Source organism: Marinobacter sp. F4218 (assembly GCF_019443085.1).
In the GTDB taxonomy this organism is placed as follows: domain Bacteria; phylum Pseudomonadota; class Gammaproteobacteria; order Pseudomonadales; family Oleiphilaceae; genus Marinobacter; species Marinobacter albus.
Map to the genome: position 1 here is coordinate 1,164,552 of NZ_JAHZIL010000003.1, position 17,707 is coordinate 1,182,258.

General features: G+C 61.0%; 19 protein-coding genes. 5 read left to right on the forward strand and 14 right to left on the reverse strand.

Going from position 1 to position 17,707, the window contains the following annotated elements; genetic code table 11:
- The first annotated feature begins 85 nt into the window (after nucleotides 1-85).
- Nucleotides 86-1,336: a sodium:proton antiporter NhaD gene (gene nhaD, locus K0B93_RS09335; RefSeq protein ID WP_219866950.1), complete on the forward strand. Its 1,251-nt coding sequence runs from the start codon at nucleotides 86-88 to the stop codon at nucleotides 1,334-1,336.
- A 9-nt stretch (nucleotides 1,337-1,345) separates the two neighbouring features.
- Nucleotides 1,346-2,329 (forward strand): calcium/sodium antiporter, encoded by a 984-nt coding sequence (locus tag K0B93_RS09340; RefSeq protein ID WP_219866951.1) that lies wholly within the window; start codon nucleotides 1,346-1,348, stop codon nucleotides 2,327-2,329.
- 21 nt (nucleotides 2,330-2,350) lie between these two features.
- Here K0B93_RS09340 and K0B93_RS09345 read toward each other — a convergent pair whose 3' ends face one another.
- Nucleotides 2,351-3,115: a lysophospholipid acyltransferase family protein gene (locus K0B93_RS09345; RefSeq protein ID WP_219866952.1), complete on the reverse strand. Its 765-nt coding sequence runs from the start codon at nucleotides 3,113-3,115 to the stop codon at nucleotides 2,351-2,353.
- Nucleotides 3,116-3,314: 199 nt separating this feature from the next.
- On the opposite strand from K0B93_RS09345, the gene K0B93_RS09350 reads away from it, so the two are divergent.
- Entirely contained in the window at nucleotides 3,315-4,541 is a 1,227-nt protein-coding gene (locus tag K0B93_RS09350) for a sulfite oxidase (protein WP_219866953.1), read from the forward strand.
- A 63-nt stretch (nucleotides 4,542-4,604) separates the two neighbouring features.
- Entirely contained in the window at nucleotides 4,605-4,925 is a 321-nt protein-coding gene (locus K0B93_RS09355; protein WP_219866954.1) for a c-type cytochrome, read from the forward strand.
- A 28-nt stretch (nucleotides 4,926-4,953) separates the two neighbouring features.
- On the opposite strand, the gene msrB is transcribed toward K0B93_RS09355, so the two are convergent.
- Together msrB and msrA are read right to left on the reverse strand one after the other, a co-directional pair.
- On the reverse strand, nucleotides 4,954-5,379 hold the full coding sequence (msrB, locus tag K0B93_RS09360; protein ID WP_219866955.1) for a peptide-methionine (R)-S-oxide reductase MsrB: 426 nt from the start codon (nucleotides 5,377-5,379) through the stop codon (nucleotides 4,954-4,956).
- An 11-nt stretch (nucleotides 5,380-5,390) separates the two neighbouring features.
- The gene (gene msrA / locus K0B93_RS09365) at nucleotides 5,391-6,047 is read right to left on the reverse strand and encodes a peptide-methionine (S)-S-oxide reductase MsrA (protein WP_219866956.1); all 657 of its coding nucleotides are present in this window, start codon (nucleotides 6,045-6,047) and stop codon (nucleotides 5,391-5,393) included.
- A 216-nt stretch (nucleotides 6,048-6,263) separates the two neighbouring features.
- Here msrA and K0B93_RS09370 point away from each other — a divergent pair, with 216 nt between their 5' ends.
- A complete protein-coding gene (locus K0B93_RS09370; protein WP_219866957.1) occupies nucleotides 6,264-7,238 on the forward strand; it encodes a metallophosphoesterase in 975 nt (324 codons plus the stop codon).
- A gap of 11 nt (nucleotides 7,239-7,249) precedes the next feature.
- Here K0B93_RS09370 and K0B93_RS09375 read toward each other — a convergent pair whose 3' ends face one another.
- The 11 genes from K0B93_RS09375 to pqqA form a co-directional block, all read right to left on the reverse strand.
- Nucleotides 7,250-7,732 carry a CDP-archaeol synthase gene (locus tag K0B93_RS09375; protein ID WP_219866958.1) on the reverse strand — a complete coding sequence of 161 codons (483 nt, stop codon included), beginning with the start codon at nucleotides 7,730-7,732 and terminating at the stop codon, nucleotides 7,250-7,252.
- A 56-nt stretch (nucleotides 7,733-7,788) separates the two neighbouring features.
- Nucleotides 7,789-9,165, reverse strand: a complete 1,377-nt coding sequence (locus K0B93_RS09380; RefSeq protein ID WP_219866959.1) for a class II fumarate hydratase — start codon at nucleotides 9,163-9,165, stop codon at nucleotides 7,789-7,791.
- Between the two features lie 66 nt (nucleotides 9,166-9,231).
- Nucleotides 9,232-9,513, reverse strand: coding sequence for a hypothetical protein (locus tag K0B93_RS09385; RefSeq protein WP_218635610.1), 282 nt, complete (start codon nucleotides 9,511-9,513; stop codon nucleotides 9,232-9,234).
- Nucleotides 9,514-9,582: 69 nt separating this feature from the next.
- Nucleotides 9,583-11,337: a NahK/ErcS family hybrid sensor histidine kinase/response regulator gene (locus K0B93_RS09390; protein ID WP_219866960.1), complete on the reverse strand. Its 1,755-nt coding sequence runs from the start codon at nucleotides 11,335-11,337 to the stop codon at nucleotides 9,583-9,585.
- The gene (gene ercA / locus K0B93_RS09395) at nucleotides 11,321-12,484 is read right to left on the reverse strand and encodes an alcohol dehydrogenase-like regulatory protein ErcA (RefSeq protein WP_219866961.1); all 1,164 of its coding nucleotides are present in this window, start codon (nucleotides 12,482-12,484) and stop codon (nucleotides 11,321-11,323) included. Before ercA ends, K0B93_RS09390 begins: the two co-directional genes overlap by 17 nt.
- Nucleotides 12,485-12,527: 43 nt before the next feature.
- On the reverse strand, nucleotides 12,528-14,450 hold the full coding sequence (locus K0B93_RS09400; RefSeq protein WP_219866962.1) for an alpha/beta hydrolase family protein: 1,923 nt from the start codon (nucleotides 14,448-14,450) through the stop codon (nucleotides 12,528-12,530).
- Nucleotides 14,416-15,564, reverse strand: a complete 1,149-nt coding sequence (gene pqqE, locus K0B93_RS09405) for a pyrroloquinoline quinone biosynthesis protein PqqE (RefSeq protein ID WP_219866963.1) — start codon at nucleotides 15,562-15,564, stop codon at nucleotides 14,416-14,418. Before pqqE ends, K0B93_RS09400 begins: the two co-directional genes overlap by 35 nt.
- Nucleotides 15,561-15,836: a pyrroloquinoline quinone biosynthesis peptide chaperone PqqD gene (pqqD, locus tag K0B93_RS09410; RefSeq protein WP_219866964.1), complete on the reverse strand. Its 276-nt coding sequence runs from the start codon at nucleotides 15,834-15,836 to the stop codon at nucleotides 15,561-15,563. The genes pqqE and pqqD overlap by 4 nt, the downstream gene beginning before the upstream one ends.
- On the reverse strand, nucleotides 15,836-16,591 hold the full coding sequence (pqqC, locus tag K0B93_RS09415; RefSeq protein WP_219866965.1) for a pyrroloquinoline-quinone synthase PqqC: 756 nt from the start codon (nucleotides 16,589-16,591) through the stop codon (nucleotides 15,836-15,838). The genes pqqD and pqqC overlap by 1 nt, the downstream gene beginning before the upstream one ends.
- On the reverse strand, nucleotides 16,588-17,517 hold the full coding sequence (gene pqqB, locus K0B93_RS09420) for a pyrroloquinoline quinone biosynthesis protein PqqB (protein WP_219866966.1): 930 nt from the start codon (nucleotides 17,515-17,517) through the stop codon (nucleotides 16,588-16,590). The genes pqqC and pqqB overlap by 4 nt, the downstream gene beginning before the upstream one ends.
- A gap of 56 nt (nucleotides 17,518-17,573) precedes the next feature.
- Nucleotides 17,574-17,645 carry a pyrroloquinoline quinone precursor peptide PqqA gene (pqqA, locus tag K0B93_RS09425; RefSeq protein WP_007153157.1) on the reverse strand — a complete coding sequence of 24 codons (72 nt, stop codon included), beginning with the start codon at nucleotides 17,643-17,645 and terminating at the stop codon, nucleotides 17,574-17,576.
- Nucleotides 17,646-17,707 lie beyond the last annotated feature (62 nt).

The following is a 17,707-nucleotide window of genomic DNA, read 5'->3' on the forward strand; positions in this document are numbered from 1 at the left end:
AGGTCAAAGGTCTAAAATCCCGCCCCATTAACTTTTCCGGGCCCCTGAAACGGCCCTCCAACTGCAATCTGGACGGGGTTCCCCAATGTCTGCCCTAGAAGCTGTTCTGATCGCTCTTGCTGTTCTGGCGCTGCTTGGCGTCATTTTCGAGGAAGTCATTCACATCAACAAAGCCAAGGTGACGCTGTTCTTTGGCACCCTGAGCTGGATTCTTCTGTTTCTTGCCAGCGGAAGTGAGGGCGAAACCGCTGCTATCTCGACCGGCCTGTCTGAAAGCATTGCCGAGATAGCGGGTCTTTGGTTGTTCCTGGTCGCAGCTATGACCTTCGTTGCTTACCTGAACAAGAAAGGGATGATCGAGAACCTGATTTACCTGATCATGCCGAAGCAGGTAAGCGAACGAAAGCTGCTGTTTCTGACCGGACTTTTCTGTTTCATTTTCTCGTCTTTGGCAGACAATATCACCGCTACGTTAGTCTCATGCTCACTGATCCTGTCGCTGGATCTGGACCTGAAAAAACGCCTTCAGTTTGTCACCCTGGTGGTCTTCGCGGTGAATTCCGGAGGCGTCTCACTGATTACCGGCGACGTCACCACGCTGATGATATTCCTCGCGGACAAGGTGGAAATACTGACATTGCTCACCCTTGCCATCCCCGCGTCCATCACCGTATTTGTGCTCGCAGTTTTCCTGTCACGGGGTCTGACCGGTATCGTCACCCTGCGTTCCACGCGCAATGAAATCCGACCGGTCGATGCCGTCATCAGCGGACTGTTTTTGTTAACAATCCTGGGCACAATCAGCGGCAACGCTCTGTTTGGCGTACCGCCGGTACTGACCTTCCTGTTCGGACTTTCGGTCATGTTCCTGGTATCCCGATTCATGAGCGATGATTCCGACCTGGACCCGATCCTCGAATACATTCGTATCATTGAGTTCGAGACGTTGCTGTTCTTCCTTGGCATCCTGCTTCTGGTTGGCATGCTCAAGGAAATCCATGCGCTCGATTCTTTAGTTGCCATTTACGATGTATTGCCGCCGCTGTACGCCAATTACCTGATGGGCATTTTCTCGGCAGTGATCGATAACGTGCCGTTGACCGCGGCCCTGCTCAAAGCCGGCATTACCATGAGCCCGGGCGAGTGGATGGGGCTGACCTACGCGGTCGGCGTCGGAGGTTCACTGCTCCTCATCGGCTCCGCCGCCGGCATCGTGGCAATGAGCAAAATCCCGGGGCTGACCTTTGGTGCCTACATGCGGTATCTTGCCCACCTTCTGGTGGCCTACACGCTGGGCTATGCCGGGGTGTTCATGCTCGGACGTTTCATCAACTGAGGTTTTTCTATGCTAATGGCTGTGGGCGCAATCATTGCCGGACTGATTTTGCTGGTCTGGAGTGCCGATAAATTCGTCGAGGGTGCTGCCGCGACCGCCAAGCACCTGGGCATGCCCTCGCTGCTGATTGGCATGGTGATCATCGGCTTCGGCACCTCCGCCCCGGAACTTGCGGTATCCGCGATGGCAGCGGCCGACGGCAACCCCGGCCTGGCCCTGGGTAACGGCTACGGTTCGAACATCACCAACATCGCCCTGATCGTTGGCCTGACTGCGATCATCGCCCCCATCGCCGTGCACTCCCAGGTGATCCGCAAAGAACTGCCCTTGCTGGTGGTACTGACGCTGATTGCCGGCGCCCAACTGATAGACGGTGAGCTCTCGCGCCTTGATGGCTGGGTACTGCTCGCGGTGTTTGCGGCCGTCATGGGCTGGTCCATTTTCCAGGGCCTGCGCGGGAAGGACGATACTCTCGCTGGCGAGGCGGAGGCGCAAGTGATCGCTCACCCCATGCCTCTGAAAACGGCCATTGTCTGGCTGGTGGTCGGGCTGATTCTGCTGATCGTGAGTTCACGGCTTCTGGTCTGGGGCGCGGTGACCATTGCCCAGGCGCTCGGCGTGAGTGATCTGATTATTGGTCTGACCATCGTCGCCATCGGTACCTCGCTGCCGGAACTGGCCTCGGCCCTCGCCGCCGTCAAGAAGAACGAACACGACCTGATCCTGGGCAACATTCTCGGCTCCGGAATCTTCAACACCCTGGCGGTCGTAGGCCTGGCCGCAGCCATTGAACCATTGAGGGTCGACCCGGAAGTCCTGTATCGGGACTGGACCCTTATGCTGGCCCTGACGGTAGGACTGCTGCTGATGGGCTCTGGCCTCACGGGCTGGCGACGACTCGTGAGTCGCGCGGACGGCGCCGTCCTCCTTATCGTCTACGTGGCCTACACCGGCTACCTGTTTTCCACGGTGGTATCCGCGTCCACGGCGTGACCCCCCCGCAACGGCGGTCAGTTACTCTGCCTCGCCGTTGCCCAGTAACTCTTCAAGCCTGCCCCGCACGTCGGTCATGACCTCCTCGAGATCCGCCTTGGTCTTGCCGGCCGTGTCCAGGGGGGTGCCAACACGAACATCGACCGGCTGACCCAGATTGATCTGCCAGGTCCGCGCCGGCAGCACACGATGAATCCCGCGGATGGCGACGGGTACGATCACGGCTTCGGTATCCAGGGCGAGATGGAAACAGCCTTTCTTGAAGGGCAGCAGTTTGCCGTCTGGCGAACGCGTGCCTTCCGGCGACGCCCATAACACAATGCCGCTTTCCATCATGGCGCGGGCGCGGTTGAGGTCTTCCACGGCACGCTGGCGGTTGGACCGATCCACGGAGGGAAATTCTCCCGCCCGCATGGCGTGACCTAGCAGAGGAATGCTGAACAGTTCTTTCTTCGCCAACATCCTGATGGAGCCGGGGAACGAGACGAAGGTCACCGGAATGTCGTAGTGGCTGGCGTGGGTGCACATGATGATGTAGCGGCGGCCGTCCCCGAAATCCGGCACCGCCCCCCGCACCGCCAGACTCGCCCGCACCAGTCGCAACAGCGCCGCCGACCATTCCCGGCAATACTGATCCACAATCGGTCGGTTCAGTCTGCCAAACAGCGCCCTCAGCAGGATCAGCAGCGAATACAGGGCCGTTAAGCCCACCGAGCCCAGCACCACCCCGGCGCGCCGGAGCAGCGTGGCAGACTCCGTCAGCGGGTTCATTTTCAGTCGAATCATCAGCACACCACCGTTCCAGATATCCCCGGGTCCTTCGCGTCCGCCGCGGATTATAGCGACTCGCGGCGGCTCTGAATAACCACCCCTCGGATTGATCATTAAGTGATCAGGCACTATAAGTAATAAAGATATTCTTTGCTTCAGGTAGCGCCTCAGCGAAGAGTCAACCGTCAAATAACAAGACCGAGGGAGACGGATCATGAAACAGGGAACCAGCATTCAGCGGGGTGCAAATGACCCCGGGCTTATCAACCAGGGGCGACGCCAGATTCTTTTGGGCAGCGCCGGCGCCATGGCCGCCGTTAGCCTGCTGGGATTCGCGCCACTGGCGAAAGCGGAAGAACCCAAGACCCTGCCTGACTACGCCGCCTGGAAGGAACGGAACGCGCTCATCGTCCACAGCACCAACACCATGGAAACCCGACGGGATGCCATTGGCCAGGGTGTCGTCACACCGAGCGACCGGCTGTTCGTCCGCAACAACCTGCCGACCCCTCCCGAGTCCATCGTCGCCGACAGGGACGCCTGGGAGGTCCGGATTGAGGGCGTGAAGAACCCGAAAACGATGACCATCGGCGAGCTCAAGGACATCGGCGTCACAACCACAGCGTCGGTGCTGCAGTGCTCAGGGAATGGCCGCGCCTTCTTTCCACATGGCGCCGGAGGAACCCAGTGGTCGGTTGGTGCGGCCGGCTGCGTGATGTGGACCGGTGTCCCCCTGAAGGATGTAGTGGCAGCCCTTGGTGGCATGGCCGACGGTATGGAATACATCACCAGTACCGGCGGCGAGGAGCTGCCGGATGGGCTGGATCCGAAACAGGTGACAGTGGAGCGTTCGGTGCCGACCCGGGCCCTGGAAAACGCCCTGCTGGCCTGGGAGATGAACGACGAACCTCTGCCCCTGACTCACGGCGGCCCGCTGCGGATGGTGGTGCCGGGATTCTACGGCGTCAATAACGTCAAATACGTCAAACAGGTCGCCTTTACCGAGAACCAGACCGACGTGAAGATCCAGGCCTCCAGCTACCGCATCCGCGATGTTGGCGAGAAGGGATCGCCGGACCAGCCGTCCATGTGGGAGATGAACGTGAAGTCCTGGGTCACTTCCCCCCTCGAAACCGGGACCAGCGGACGCAACATGATTTACGGCGTGGCGCTGGGTGGCACAGTTCCCCTGGACAAAGTCGAGGTCTCGATCGATGGCGGCAAGTCCTGGAAGGCCGCACGTTTTCTCGGGCCGGACCTGGGCCCCTTCGCCTGGCGGCCATTCGTGATGGCCACCGACCTGTCGCCGGGCGAATATCGGATCGTCAGCAAGGCGACCGATGTCGAGGGCAATAGCCAGCCGGAGGGGCGGATCGACAATGAGCGAGGTTATGGCCACAACGGCTGGAGCGACCATGGCGTGACCGTTGCCGTCAGTTAAAGCCAAATGGGGGGCGGTGCGCAGCCTGGGCCGCCCCTGTCGTCGCCTTTCTGGATCGAAGCCATGATCAAGCATTCAGCACTGAGCCTTGCCTGGGTTTTATTGGCCACCAACGCCATCGCGGACGAACTGGTCGAACAGGGCAAGAAAGTCTTTATGGAACTGGCCCAGCCGTCCTGCACCATCTGCCACACTCTCTCGGATGCCGGCTCTGCGGGTGAAATCGGTCCGAACCTCGATGAACTGGCCCCCTCGGAGACCCAGGTCCAGAATGCTGTGAAAGGCGGAGTGGGCCTCATGCCGGCATTCAGTGATTCGCTCTCGGAGGAGCAGATCCGTGCGGTCGCCCACTACGTGGCCTCGGTGGCGGGGAACAGCCCATAAAAAAACGGGGCTTTCGCCCCGTTTCCTGTTACCCGTTTTCCTTGAACACCATGGCAACGGAGTTCAGGCAGTAACGCTGACCGGTCGGCGGCGGACCGTCAGGGAAGACGTGCCCCAGGTGGCTATCGCACCGCGGGCAGCGAATCTCAGTACGCGCCATACCCAGACTGGTATCTTCCAGATACCGGATGTGCTCCGGATCGTAAGGCTGAAAAAAGCTGGGCCAGCCGGTGCCGGAATCGAATTTGGAATCCGAACTGAACAATGGCAGATCACACAGTCGGCAGTGATAGGCTCCGCTCTTCTTGTTGTCCAGCAGGGTGCCGCAGAACGGGTGCTCAGTGCCGTGATCAAGCAGCACCTGGCGCTCTTCCGGCGTCAGGTCGGCTGCCCTCTCATCGATTTGCGCTTTGGTCAGCGGTGTCAGGTCGTAACCCGTAGCAGAAACACTCATCGTTTACCTCTTCAGGCCGTGTTGTTGTCAGAGTCGTTATCGACGAACTCCGGTTTCAGGCGATCGCCGTAGTTGTCCACCAGTTTTTCCATTTTCGGGGCAGCCACCGCCATGATATACGGCTGATAGGGATTGCGCGCCGCAAAATTCTGATGGTAGGCCTCAGCCGGATGGAACGCTTCCAGCGGCTCGAGCGTTGTTACTATGGGCGCCGGATAAACGCCGGCTGCATCCAGTTGTTGGATGTAGGCTTCGGCAATCTGTTTCTGGTCCGGCGTTTCGTAGAATACCGCCGAGCGGTACTGGGTACCCCGGTCGTTACCCTGGCGGTTCAGTTGGGTCGGGTCGTGCGCCACGGAGAAGAATACCTTAAGCAGCGCCCCGAAACTGACTTTCGACGGGTCATAGTGGATATCCACGACTTCGGCGTGGCCGGTTGTTCCGGTGCAGACGGCTTCATAATTGGCGGTTTCGGCGCTGCCTCCGGCATAGCCTGATTCCACTTTGTTGACACCGTCCATGGCGAGAAATACCGCTTCAACGCACCAGAAGCAGCCGCCACCCAGGACAAGACGGGCTTCAGTGTCAGTCTGCGGCAGATCCTGCTCCGGGTCGGGGAAACGGCTTCGGGGCACATTCAGCCCTGGAATATCGCACGATGTCACCATGATGTCCTCGATTCTCAAATGCGGTTGATTGGGGGCGTTCAATGTTCAAGATTGTGGCTGTTACGGTGTAATTTTACCAATGGCTCAGTCGGGGCGTCCGAACATGAACATTGCGTTCGTTTGGTTGCATACCCCGGAGTGCCAACCATACTGACAGGCAGGGTTTGCCACTATGCGATCTGACAATCGCCCGTTCGGCACATCAAGGACAGAAAGATGACGGCAAGGGCTCGCACACCTCAAAATCAGGATGAGTTGCTGGAGTATCGCCTCAGCCTCAGGCTGGGACCGGTCCACGCGCGCCAGAGACTCAACATCGAACGGGAAGCCGAGGCCCTCGTGTTCGGCCGCCGGGGATCCTCCTTCCACCTGGAAAACGTCGCCAACGCGCCTGGCTTCATACGTTTCTGCCTGAAACTGGTCGGTCTCTTCGGTCGCGGACAGGATAACAGCCGACGCATCGACACCGTCTACAACCGTTTTCGCCTGCCTGATCTTCCGGCAGCCTTCGAGGGCTTCCGCATCCTTCATCTGACCGACCTGCATGTGGACATGGACGAGGCCAATCTGAAGGCCGTGATTCGCCAGATTGAGCCCCTGGACTATGATCTCTGCGTACTCACGGGCGACTATCGACGCCTGACCTGGGGCCCGGTGGACGAGGCCCTGGAGGGTATGTTGCAGCTGCGTGATGCCATTCGCGGCAAGGCCTATGCCGTGCTGGGCAATCACGACAGCGTCCGCATGGTGCCTGGCCTTGAGGACATGGGCTATTCACTGTTGATGAACGAAATGCTGCCCATCGAGCACAACGGCGCGCAGATCTATCTTGCTGGCGTGGACGACGCCCATTTCTACAAGGTGCACAACCTGCATCGGGCGGGGGACGACATTCCCCTTAACGGCACCAGCATCCTGCTGAGCCACACCCCGGAAATCTGGCGGGAAGCCGCGCACGCCGGCTACGACGTATTCCTCTGCGGTCACACCCACGGCGGTCAGATCTGCCTGCCGGGCGGCATACCGGTGACACTGGATTCGGACTGCCCGCGCCACCTCGGCCGAGGGTACTGGCAGGCCAATGGCATGCAGGGCTATACGTCTCCGGGCTCGGGCACTTCGGTCGTCAATGTCCGGCTGAACTGTCCCCCGGAGGTGACGGTCCATACCCTCACCCGAGGTCCCCAGTGACCAGCTAAAGGTCAGTGGGGGTGGCGACGGATGCCCAGCCGGTATAGCAGTGGCGAAAACAGTATGTTTGAGGCGGTGAACAGGGCCACGATCAACAACGCGCTCCACCAGCTAACTGGCAGCCAGATCGCCGCCAATGCCATTGGCAGCGCCGATTCCGGAATCTGATCCAGACCCAGGGCCCTTGCGCTCGAGTCCAGCCCGAGCCGGCGCTTGGTGAAGCTGCTGACAAGATCGCCCATCAGCCCCAGCAGACCGAACAGCAGACCAAAGGCAAAACCAAGGCCGGCCCACAGGGAAAACAGGGCGCAACTAAGGGAACCGGAGATCAGGCCGCGCCAGGTTTTGCTGGTACCCAGGATCGGGCGACCGTCCCGCCACCGCCGGCCGCCATCAATTGGTGCCGCCCAGTGCCGCTTGAGGACACGGGCCACAACCACCGGTACGCCATTGGCGAGCACCAGCATCACAAACAACTCCAGTGATATCAGCAAGTACTCGAACTCCTTCTCGGCCTGATCCTCACCAATCCATCAGCGGTGCCGCAGATTCAGGCGATGCCGCCGCGCGTCAGCTTCAATGGATCCATCAACTGCTCCAGTCGCGTGCGACTGAGCCCGCTGCGCTCCTCCGCCACATCGATCACCGGGCGCCCGGTTCGATACGCCTCTTTGGCAATGTCAGCGGCCAGGCTGTAACCAATCTCCGGGTTCAGCGCAGTCACCAGAACCGGGTTGCGCCCCACACCGGCATCCAGGTTCTCGGCATTGACGCTGAAGTCCCGGATAGCCTTGTCAGCCAGCATGTTGGCCGAGTTGCTGAGCAGGTCCAGCATATCCAGCAGATTCCCTGCGACCAGTGGCAGCATCACGTTCAACTGGAAGTTCCCGGACTGACCGGCAATGGCGACAGCGCTGTCGAGCCCCATCACCTGGGCACCGACCATGGCGACCGACTCCGGGATAACCGGGTTCACCTTGCCAGGCATGATGCTGCTGCCGGGCTGCAGGGCCGGCAGGCTGATCTCGGAGAGGCCATGAATCGGACCACTGTTCATCCAGCGCAGGTCGTTGGCGATCTTGGTCAGTACGATGGCAGTGCCCCGCAGCTGGGAAGACAGCGCAACCGGCGCATCGACCGCACTCTGTCCCAGGAACTTGTGGTCCAGGGAGCGGAAACCGTGGCTGGTGTTGGCTTTCAGGAACTTGATGAACTGCTCGGCGAATTCCGGCGCCGCATTGACCCCGGTGCCGACAGCCGTGCCGCCCTGGGGTACCGACAAAAGCTCGTCCGCGGCAGCCTCAACCCGCTTTTCAGTGGCCAGCAACTGCTCCCGCCAGGTCCGAAGCTCCTGCCCCAACGTGACGGGCATGGCATCCATCAGATGCGTACGCCCGGTTTTGACCTGCTCCGAAAACTCTGCCTCGCGTTCGTAAATCATCCCGCGCAGATGAGTCAATGCCGGAATCAGCTTCTGCTTCACCGCCATGACGGCGCTGACATGAATCGCCGTCGGAATCACGTCGTTGGAGCTCTGGCTCATGTTGACGTGATCGTTGGGATGCACTTCCACCCCCTGTTTTCCGGCAATTGCCGCAATCACTTCATTGGCGTTCATGTTGGTACTGGTGCCAGAGCCGGTCTGATAGCGGTCGACCGGAAACTGATCCGAAAACTCACCCTGCACCAGTGCCTCGCAGGCGGAAACGATGGCGTCCCGGAGGTCGTTCTCCAGCAGCCCCAGGCTGGCGTTCGCCTCTGCTGCGGCCCACTTGATGTAAGCAACGGCCGCAATAAAGGCCGGAGGCAGTGGCTGGCCACTGACCGGAAAGTTCTCCACCGCCCGCTGGGTCTGGGCTCCCCAAAGCGCTTCGGCGGGCACATGGACTTCACCAAGGCTGTCCCGTTCGGTTCGATACTCGCTCATATTCCCTCCTGTCTATCCATTTACACACGGGATTGTCAGCGTCTACGGCACTCCGGCTATTTTGTATCAGCCGGAATTCGATCGGAGCCGGACATGATCACAAATGCCCGTCACCTGCTCAAAATTCACAATCAGGGTATGCACCGTGTTGGTGTAGGTGTCGTGAAGGTGAAACTTGAACCGGTGCTGCTTTTCGCCCTGAAGAAAGGCATCGTATTCCCGCACAAGTTCCCTTACGTCTCCGCCCTCGTTCTTTGTCCAGGTTGCATTGAACGGCCCGAGAACAGCACCGCCAGCGAGGCAGATGGTCACTTCATGGTTAGTCAGTCCGGATTCCTGGGCACTCATGGTTGCTCCCCCTGTAGTTGAACAACGGATCATCCTTACATGAGTGTAGTCGTTCCCCGCCCCACCGTTTCAAGTGGTTGAGAGCAGACTCGTCAGCAGTGCGCGCAGCCGGTTCGGCTTGACCGGCTTGTTCAGGATAGGCAGATTCTGGGCACGCATCAGGCGCCGGGTGTCGTCACTGCGGTCGGCGGTAATCACGGCCGCGGGAATGTCGCGCCCCAATTTGCGGCGCACTGCATGGATCGCTTCACAACCGGTCAACTCATCATCGAGGTGATAGTCGGCCAGAATCACCGCGGGCGCGGCGTCCGTTCCAAGCCGCTCCAGGAGCGCCAGCGCACCGGCTTCACCGGGGGCCGCCAACACCGCACAGTTCCACTGTTCCAGTAATAAACGCATGCTCTCAAGCACGGCCGGCTCGTTGTCGATCACCAGGATCCGGGCGCCGTTAAAACCGCTGTCGAAGGCCTGAAGGCTTTGGGGTTGCGCTACCGACTGGCGTTGAAGGGTGTGTTCCACCGGCAGGCTGACCATAAACCGGGAGCCTTTTCCCGGTCGTGACGCCACGTCGATGTCGTAGCCCAGAACCCGAACCATCCGTTCGACGATGGCCAACCCCAGCCCGACGCCCTGACGACCGCCGGTACCCTGCGGCAACAACTGATGGAACTCGGTGAAGATATCCCGCAGTTTACCGGTCTCGATACCAACGCCGGTGTCCCAGATTTCAATCCGGAACTGATCGCCACGGCGGCGGAGTCCCAACAGGACACCACCGCTGCGGGTGTAGCGAAAGGCATTGCTCAACAGGTTACGCACAATGCGAGTAAGCATGCGCTGATCGGTTCTGACCAGCGCCGCCCGGGTATGGACCCGGAAATCCAGGCCAGCGTTGGTGGCGACCGCATCGAACTCCTCGCCCAACCCCTTGAGCAGGGCCCCCAGATCGGTGATCACGAGGTCCGGCTGCATCGCCTGCTGGTCCAGCTTGGATATGTCCAGCAGGTCCGCCAGCAGGTCCTCGGCGCCTTCCAGGGCCCGATGCACCTGGTGCACCATCCGGCTTTCCTGCTGCGGCAGTCGGCTATCCTGCAAAGCGGAGATCATCAACCGGGCGGCATTCAGCGGCTGCAGCAAGTCATGACTGGCCGCGGCCAGGTATTTGTCTTTGCTGCGGTTGGCCTCTCGGGCTGCCTCCATGGCGAGCACCAGTTCGCGTTCGACCTTTTCCCGTTCCTCGATCTGGTACCGCAGGCCCACATTGGCGTTCTGCAGGGCCTCCGTGCGCTCCTCGACCCGCCGTTCAAGATCGAGATTCAGCTGCTCCAGCTTCTGCCGCGCCTGGACCCGTTCGGTAATATCTGCGACGAAGGCCTCGACCACTTCCGGCCCCAGGTCGGGCCGGCGCAACAGGGTCAGCGCCACATGCACCGGGGTCTGATCCGCCCTCCGCAACCGGGTTTCCCTGGCACTGAGACGCCCCTCATCGAGCAGTTCCTGGCGAACGGCATCAAACTCCGCGGAGCTGCAGAACAGCTGTTCCCGCAGCCGGATCACCCGCTGCTTCAGCTCGTCGGCGTTCGGGTACCCGCAGATGCGGGCCATGGCCGGGTTACAGTCGAGGAAACCACCGCGGAGGTTGGCCCGGAAGATGCCGTGCAGGGCGTTCTCAAACAGCCACTTGTATCGGTTTCGCTCCTGCTCCAGCTCGTCGATCCGGTCCTGGAGCGCCGGGTAATAGTTCTTGCGCACGGACTGGCTTCCCAGCCCGAGCAGATCGCCAATTCCGTAGCCACTATCCTGGTCGTCAGAGGGCTTCTTCATAGACAACCTGAACATCCCGCAACGACGATTTGCGGGGATTGGTAAGAATGCAGGGATCCTGCAGGGCGAAGCCCGACAGGTAGGGTATGTCCGAGACCGAGACGCCGAGTTTCGCCAGGCTCGTTTCGAGCCCCACCCGCTTCTTCAGCTCAATGATGCGCTGCATCAGGCGCAGCTTGATTTGCGCCCGGCCCATGCCCCGGGTATCGATATCCATGGCCTCCGCGACCCTGCGGAACCGGTCTTCGGCAGAACTGTAGTTATACGCCACCACGTGCTCCAGCAAGAGCGCGTTGCAGAGACCGTGGGGCAGATCCAGATAGCCGCCGAGACTGTGTGACATGGCATGCACCGCACCGAGAATGGCGTTGGAGAAGGCCAGTCCTGCCTGCATGGAAGCGAGCATGATCTGTTCCCGCAGGAACGGATCGGACGTGTTGCTGATCAGCGGTTCCAGGTTGCGGTTGATCAGGCGAATCGCCTCAAGGGCGTGGGTGTCCGTCAACGGCCCGCTGCCGGTCGACACAAACGCCTCGATCGCATGCACCAGGGCATCAACACCGGTGCAGGCGGTGAGGTAGGTATCCATGGTTTCCGTGACTTCCGGATCAATCAGGGACACATCCGGGACAACCGCCTTGCTGATGATCGAAAACTTGAACCGGCGATCCGGGTCGGAAATGATCGCAAACTGGGACACATCGGCGGAGGTACCGGCGGTGGTCGGAATCAGGATCAGCGGCGGGGACGGGTTCGAGATGGTGTCCACTCCCTCGAACTCCAGGATATTTCGGCCGTGGGTGGCAACAATGCCAATCCCCTTGGCGCAATCCATCGGGCTGCCGCCGCCAATGGCGACAATCACGTCGCACTCACTGGACTTGTAGAGTTCGGCCCCCTCCATCACCTCGGCGACCTTGGGGTTGGGTGACACGCCGGTAAACACAGTGGTGCGGATGCCGGCGTCGGTCAGCAGGGTGACAATTTCCTGGACCCAACCGGCGGCCGCCACCCCGGGATCGGACACCAGCAACACGTGCCTGGCGCCAAAGTTGCTGGCGAAGTTGGCAACGGATTTTCGTGACCCGGCACCAAAAACGATTTCCGGGGAAACGAACTTGCGCAGAGCAGATATGTCGTGACTCATCGGGCGCTCTCGACAGTTTGTTGTTATAGGAATACCCGAGAGTTTAACTCAAGTTATCGGCCCGGACATCGGCATTTCTGCCATGTTTCCGGTAAAAACTGCAGAGCCATTCCATGGCGCCGGCCTGGCTGCTCTGCTGGCGAAAGCCGTGTCCCTCGCCGTCAAACCAGTGCAGCTCCGGCGCTCCGCCCGTCGCCCGGATCGCTCCGACCATGGCGCGGGTCTGTTCGGGCACCACCACCTGGTCCAGTCCGCCCTGGAAGAACACCACCGGAGCGTTGATGCTGGCGGCGCGGTTCAGGGGGGTGCGATCCTGCCAGCGCTCCGGGAAAGCCTCGGGCGGGCCCAGCAACCAGTCCAGGTAACCGGATTCGAACCGGTGGGTCGCGGCCCGCAGCCGCAACGGGTCGGTCACCCCGTACAGGCTCGCACCGCCGGCGAACCGGTCGCTGAGCACCAGCGCCATGAGCGCGGTGTAGCCGCCGGAACTGCGGCCCTGAATGAAGACCCGATCACCGTCTACCAGACCGAGATGCGCCAGATGGTTGGCTGCACGCCCCATATCCTCGACATCGGCCTCCCCCCAGCGACCGGCGAGGGCCATCCGGAAGGCGCGGCCAAACCCGGTACTGCCCCGGTAGTTGATTTCCGCCACCGCAAAACCCCGCTGACACCAGAACTGAATCTGGGGATTGAACACCGGATAAGCGGCCGATGTCGGCCCACCGTGGGCGATCAGGATAAGCGGCGGCAGCTCATCGGCCATCGGCTCGGGGCGGTACAGGAATCCCTGAACGGGCAGTCTCCCACCGCTATCCGCCGGAACGAAGACATTCTGCGGGCGCACCACCGGCCAGGTCTCCCAGGGCACCTCGCCTCCGGCCAAAACCTGGAGCTCTCCGGTCGTTGCGGAAATTTTCAGCACGGCATCCAGCGTGACATCGGATCGGGCAACGCAATAAACGTGGTCGCCAACACTTTGAATGCAGCGAAAATCGGTGAAATGACAGGCTCGCCGCTCCGGAGCTCCCGTTGCCAGCCGCTGCAGCCACAGCTCGGCGACGCCCTGCCGATAACGGACCCGCGCCCAGCCTCCCCCGGGCAAACCGCAATGGTGCCGTTCACCCAGCTGCCAGGGGGCGTTGGCATGATCCAGGGTCGGCGCATCCGTGGGCGACCAGACGCCCACTCTGTCCTGGTTCAGGAACCGGTAGGGCTGCCACCAGCCCTCATGATCCGAGAACAACCATAAATCCTCGCCGTAAAACACCGGCTGTTGAACGCTGGCCTCGACCGGTGGTGCCCAGGCCCGGGTGTTGTAGAGGGAGCCGTCGTCGTTGATCTCCGCGGTCCAGAGTGTCGACTGAATCCAGGGCATGTCCGGCAGTTGCCAGCTGACCCAGGCCAATTTGCGGCCATCCGGTGACAGCGCCGGAGCGCTGTAGAAATCCTGCCCCTGGTGAAGAATCGACAGGTGCCCCGCGTCGTCCATGGCGACCAACTGCTGGCAGGCATTCCCCTCCCGCACCGCCAGCACCCGCGAGCGACCGGTATCGGCCACCAGACCGCCAAAGGCTCCGGATTCAGTCGTCAACAGGACCCGTTGACTGCAGTCATCGAGACCAACGCGCACCACCTGCTGCTGTTCCGATACCGCGTACAGGCAACCGGCACCGGCACACAGGGCGCCGCCACCATAGCCATTGACCCGGCTGCGTACCTGCAGGGAGCCGGCGGGCCTGGTGATGCCTCGGTCCGACAGGCCCACAATCACGGCACCACCGAGGGCCGGATCGAACTCCAGCCAGAAAACGCCCGAGTCGGAGACCGCCAGGTCGCCCCGCTGTGTGAGCGCAGCGGCGGCTTGCCAGGCACTGAGGGGCGGTCGAGTGTTATTCGCACTCGCGAAGGCGTTATCGGATTCGGCGCATTCAGCCCCGAAAGAAAAGCCGTGAATTGTTCGCATTTCGGAAGGTTAACTCCTCGATGCCGGCCGTGGCGTGATCCGCGGCTCTCCTGGCCGCAAGAATCCGATCGTGATGGGATGACTTGCTACAGACCGGGTCGGCGTTGTCGGCGTTTCCGGTCAGCAGGTAGGCCTGGCAGCGGCAACCGCCGAAGTCTTTGCCTTTCTCGTCGCAGGAGCGGCAGGGCTCCGGCATCCAGCTGTCGCCTCGGTAGTGATTGAAACCGGGGCTGTCGTACCAGATGGTTCGCAATTCCGTGTCCCGCACGTTGGGGAATTCGATGGGCAGCAACCGGGCGCTGTGGCACGGCAGTGCGGTGCCATCCGGGGCTACCGTCAGGAACAGGCTGCCCCAGCCGTTCATGCAGGCTTTGGGGCGTTCTTCGTAATAGTCGGGCGTCACGAAGATCAGTTTCATGGCCGACCCATCCGCCTCCAGCCGGCGACGGTAAGCGTTCACTTCCGCCTCAGCCTTCTCCAGCTGGGCCCTGGACGGCATCAGGCCCTCCCGGTTCTCGAACGCCCAGCCGTAATACTGGCAGGTGGCCAGCTCGACATAGTCCGCGCCCAGCCGGTCACACAGATCGATAATGTCGGTCATCTGGTGAATGTTGTGGCGGTGAATCACGAAGTTCAGCACCATCGGGTAACCGGCTTCCTTCACCGCCCGCGCCATCGCCAGCTTCTGGTCGAACGCCTTGCGCGAGCCGGCAACCGCGTTGTTCAGCTCCGGATCGGAGGCCTGGAAACTGACCTGGATATGATCCAGTCCGGCGTCGGCAAATGCCGCCACCTTGGCCTCATTCAGGCCCAGTCCGGAGGTGATCAGATTGGTGTAGTACCCAAGGTGCCGGGCCTCGGCGATCAACTCGGGCAAATCCGGTCGCACCAGCGGTTCACCACCGGAAAAGCCAAGCTGGGCCGCGCCCATGGCGCGCCCCTGACGCAGCACACTGACCCACTGCTCGGTGCTCAGCTCCTGCTCGGTCTGGGCAAAGTCGAGCGGATTGGAACAGTAGGGACACTGAAGCGGACAGCGATAGGTCAACTCCGCCAGCAGCCAGAGTGGCGGGCCCACAGAGGGCGAACCCTGAGCAGTTTTAACGGCCATCATGTCAGTTCTATCCAGTGTTTTTGCTTGGCATCCTGCAGGAATTCGGTGACGTCCTTACCGAGGCTGCCGGCGTCCGGGAACTGTCGTTCCAGTGACGCCACGATCTCGGCCACGCTGCGCTCGCCGTCGACCTCATTGAGGATGGCGCCGGCGCTGCCATTGAGTTTGACCATGCCCTCCGGATACAGCAGCACATAGGACTCCTGGGCCGGCTCCCACTGGAAGCGGAAGCCCCGGCGAAATTTCGGGGTCCGGGCCATCACGTCATCCATCACAGCCCCCGGTGCCATACCTGCTGATCGGTGACGCTGTGGTACGGCGGCGTCTGATGCATGTAAGCCATAGTCAGCGCATCCAACATAGACCATAAGATATCCAGCTTGAATTGAAGTATGTCGAGGGCCCGGGCCTGATCGGCCTGCGACGTGAAATGATCCAGCGTGATCGTGAGCCCGTGTTCCACATCGCGCCGGGCCTCGGACAGACGCTTGCGGAAATAGCTGTAGCCGGTTTCCTCGATCCAGGGATAATGCTGGGGCCAGCTGTCCAGGCGTGACTGGTGGATTTCCGGAGCGAACAGCTCAGTCAGTGAGGAACAGGCCGCTTCCTGCCAGGTCGCGCGCCGGGCAAAATTCAGATAGGCGTCGACGGCAAACCGGACACCGGGCAAGACATGGCGCTGGTCAATGACCTCGTCGCGGGTGAGCCCCACCGCTTCCGCCAGACACAGCCAGGCTTCGATTCCCCCCTCGTCACCGTCGTGGCCGTCGTGATCCAGGATCCGTTGCAGCCACATCCGCCGCACACCGGCATCCGGACAATTGGCCATGATCGCGGCATCTTTCCGGGGAATGTTGATCTGGTAATAGTAGCGGTTGGCGACCCAGCCACGGATCTGTTCCGGTGTGCACTGACCGCCGTACATAGCTTTGTGGTAGGGATGATGGATGTGGTAGAAGCGTCCCTTGTCCCGCAGGGCATGCTCGAAATCCTGGCGGTTCATGGCGGTGGTGGCGATGGCGTTCATGGCTTCCCCGACAGATCGATGTGCATCCCGTCCCAGGCGACTTCGATACCGTGTTGCGCCAGTTCGGCACGCTCAAGCGAGTCTTCGTTCAGGATCGGGTTGGTGTTGTTGATGTGAATGAGAATCTTGCGTCGGGCCGGCATTGTATCCAGCACCTCGATCATCCCGCCCGGACCACTCTGGGCAAGATGCCCCATGGCCTGTCCGGTCTTGGTGCCCACCTCCTGGCGAATCATCTCATCGTCGTGCCACACGGTCCCGTCAACCAGCAGCACATCCGCTTTGTCCATCCAGTCCAGGATGCGCTGGTCCGGCTCGCCCAGGCCGGGGGCATAGAGCACCGTTTTGCCGGTGCGGGTGTCTTCCAGAAAGATCCCGATGTTATCGCCGGGATGCGGCTTATCCCGGCGTGGCGAATAGGGTGGTGCGTTGCTGAGCAAGGGGATGGCCGTCAACCGAATGGACGGGGCGCAAGGAATGGTAAACGTCTCCTGCTCCGAGGCCTTGACCGGTCGCCAGTTCAGGCCACCGTTCCAGTGTTCCAGCATGCGAAACAGCGGAAAGCCACCACTCAGGTCCTCGTGTACCTGCTCGGTGCACCAGACATCCATGGGCAGACCCTCGCGCAGAGACAGCAATCCGGTGGTGTGATCAACCTGACTGTCCATCAGCAGGATGGCTTCAATGCCGGTATCGCGCAGGGCTCGTGCCGGCTGCATGGCCGCAAACGAGGCCAGTTGGGCACGTATGTCCGGGGAGGCATTGAACAGGATCCAGTACTCACCATCTTCACTCACGGCGATGGAGGACTGGGTACGGGCACGAGCGTTAAGCTTGCCGTTGCGGAAGCCGTCGCAGTTGGCGCAATTGCAATTCCACTGGGGGAAGCCACCGCCGGCGGCGGAGCCGAGGACATGAATCTGCATGAACGGAACTCCGGAACGAAAACGGCCAGCGTGTGAGGGCTGGCCGTCGTCTCGTTTCAGCGATTGGCGAAGTACATGGTGACTTCGAAACCGATGCGCAGATCTTCGTAAGCTGGTTTGGTCCACATAATGCTCACCTCTTGTCTTGTCGTCGTTGTTAGGCGTTGATGCTGGATTATCAGTCTAGCCG

Excerpts from the sequence above, each read along its gene's own strand:
- msrA (WP_219866956.1), bottom strand. The coding sequence starts at position 6,047 with ATGGTGACATCGTGCGATATTCCAGGGCTGAATGTGCCCCGAAGCCGT.
- K0B93_RS09390 (WP_219866960.1), bottom strand. The coding sequence starts at position 11,337 with ATGAAGAAGCCCTCTGACGACCAGGATAGTGGCTACGGAATTGGCGAT.
- msrB (WP_219866955.1), bottom strand. The coding sequence starts at position 5,379 with ATGAGTGTTTCTGCTACGGGTTACGACCTGACACCGCTGACCAAAGCG.
- pqqE (WP_219866963.1), bottom strand. The coding sequence starts at position 15,564 with ATGATGGCCGTTAAAACTGCTCAGGGTTCGCCCTCTGTGGGCCCGCCA.
- K0B93_RS09370 (WP_219866957.1), top strand. The coding sequence starts at position 6,264 with ATGACGGCAAGGGCTCGCACACCTCAAAATCAGGATGAGTTGCTGGAG.
- K0B93_RS09385 (WP_218635610.1), bottom strand. The coding sequence starts at position 9,513 with ATGAGTGCCCAGGAATCCGGACTGACTAACCATGAAGTGACCATCTGC.
- pqqB (WP_219866966.1), bottom strand. The coding sequence starts at position 17,517 with ATGCAGATTCATGTCCTCGGCTCCGCCGCCGGCGGTGGCTTCCCCCAG.
- K0B93_RS09380 (WP_219866959.1), bottom strand. The coding sequence starts at position 9,165 with ATGAGCGAGTATCGAACCGAACGGGACAGCCTTGGTGAAGTCCATGTG.
- K0B93_RS09345 (WP_219866952.1), bottom strand. The coding sequence starts at position 3,115 with ATGATTCGACTGAAAATGAACCCGCTGACGGAGTCTGCCACGCTGCTC.
- K0B93_RS09400 (WP_219866962.1), bottom strand. The coding sequence starts at position 14,450 with ATGCGAACAATTCACGGCTTTTCTTTCGGGGCTGAATGCGCCGAATCC.
- pqqC (WP_219866965.1), bottom strand. The coding sequence starts at position 16,591 with ATGAACGCCATCGCCACCACCGCCATGAACCGCCAGGATTTCGAGCAT.
- ercA (WP_219866961.1), bottom strand. The coding sequence starts at position 12,484 with ATGAGTCACGACATATCTGCTCTGCGCAAGTTCGTTTCCCCGGAAATC.
- K0B93_RS09350 (WP_219866953.1), top strand. The coding sequence starts at position 3,315 with ATGAAACAGGGAACCAGCATTCAGCGGGGTGCAAATGACCCCGGGCTT.
- K0B93_RS09355 (WP_219866954.1), top strand. The coding sequence starts at position 4,605 with ATGATCAAGCATTCAGCACTGAGCCTTGCCTGGGTTTTATTGGCCACC.
- K0B93_RS09340 (WP_219866951.1), top strand. The coding sequence starts at position 1,346 with ATGCTAATGGCTGTGGGCGCAATCATTGCCGGACTGATTTTGCTGGTC.
- pqqD (WP_219866964.1), bottom strand. The coding sequence starts at position 15,836 with ATGGATGACGTGATGGCCCGGACCCCGAAATTTCGCCGGGGCTTCCGC.
- nhaD (WP_219866950.1), top strand. The coding sequence starts at position 86 with ATGTCTGCCCTAGAAGCTGTTCTGATCGCTCTTGCTGTTCTGGCGCTG.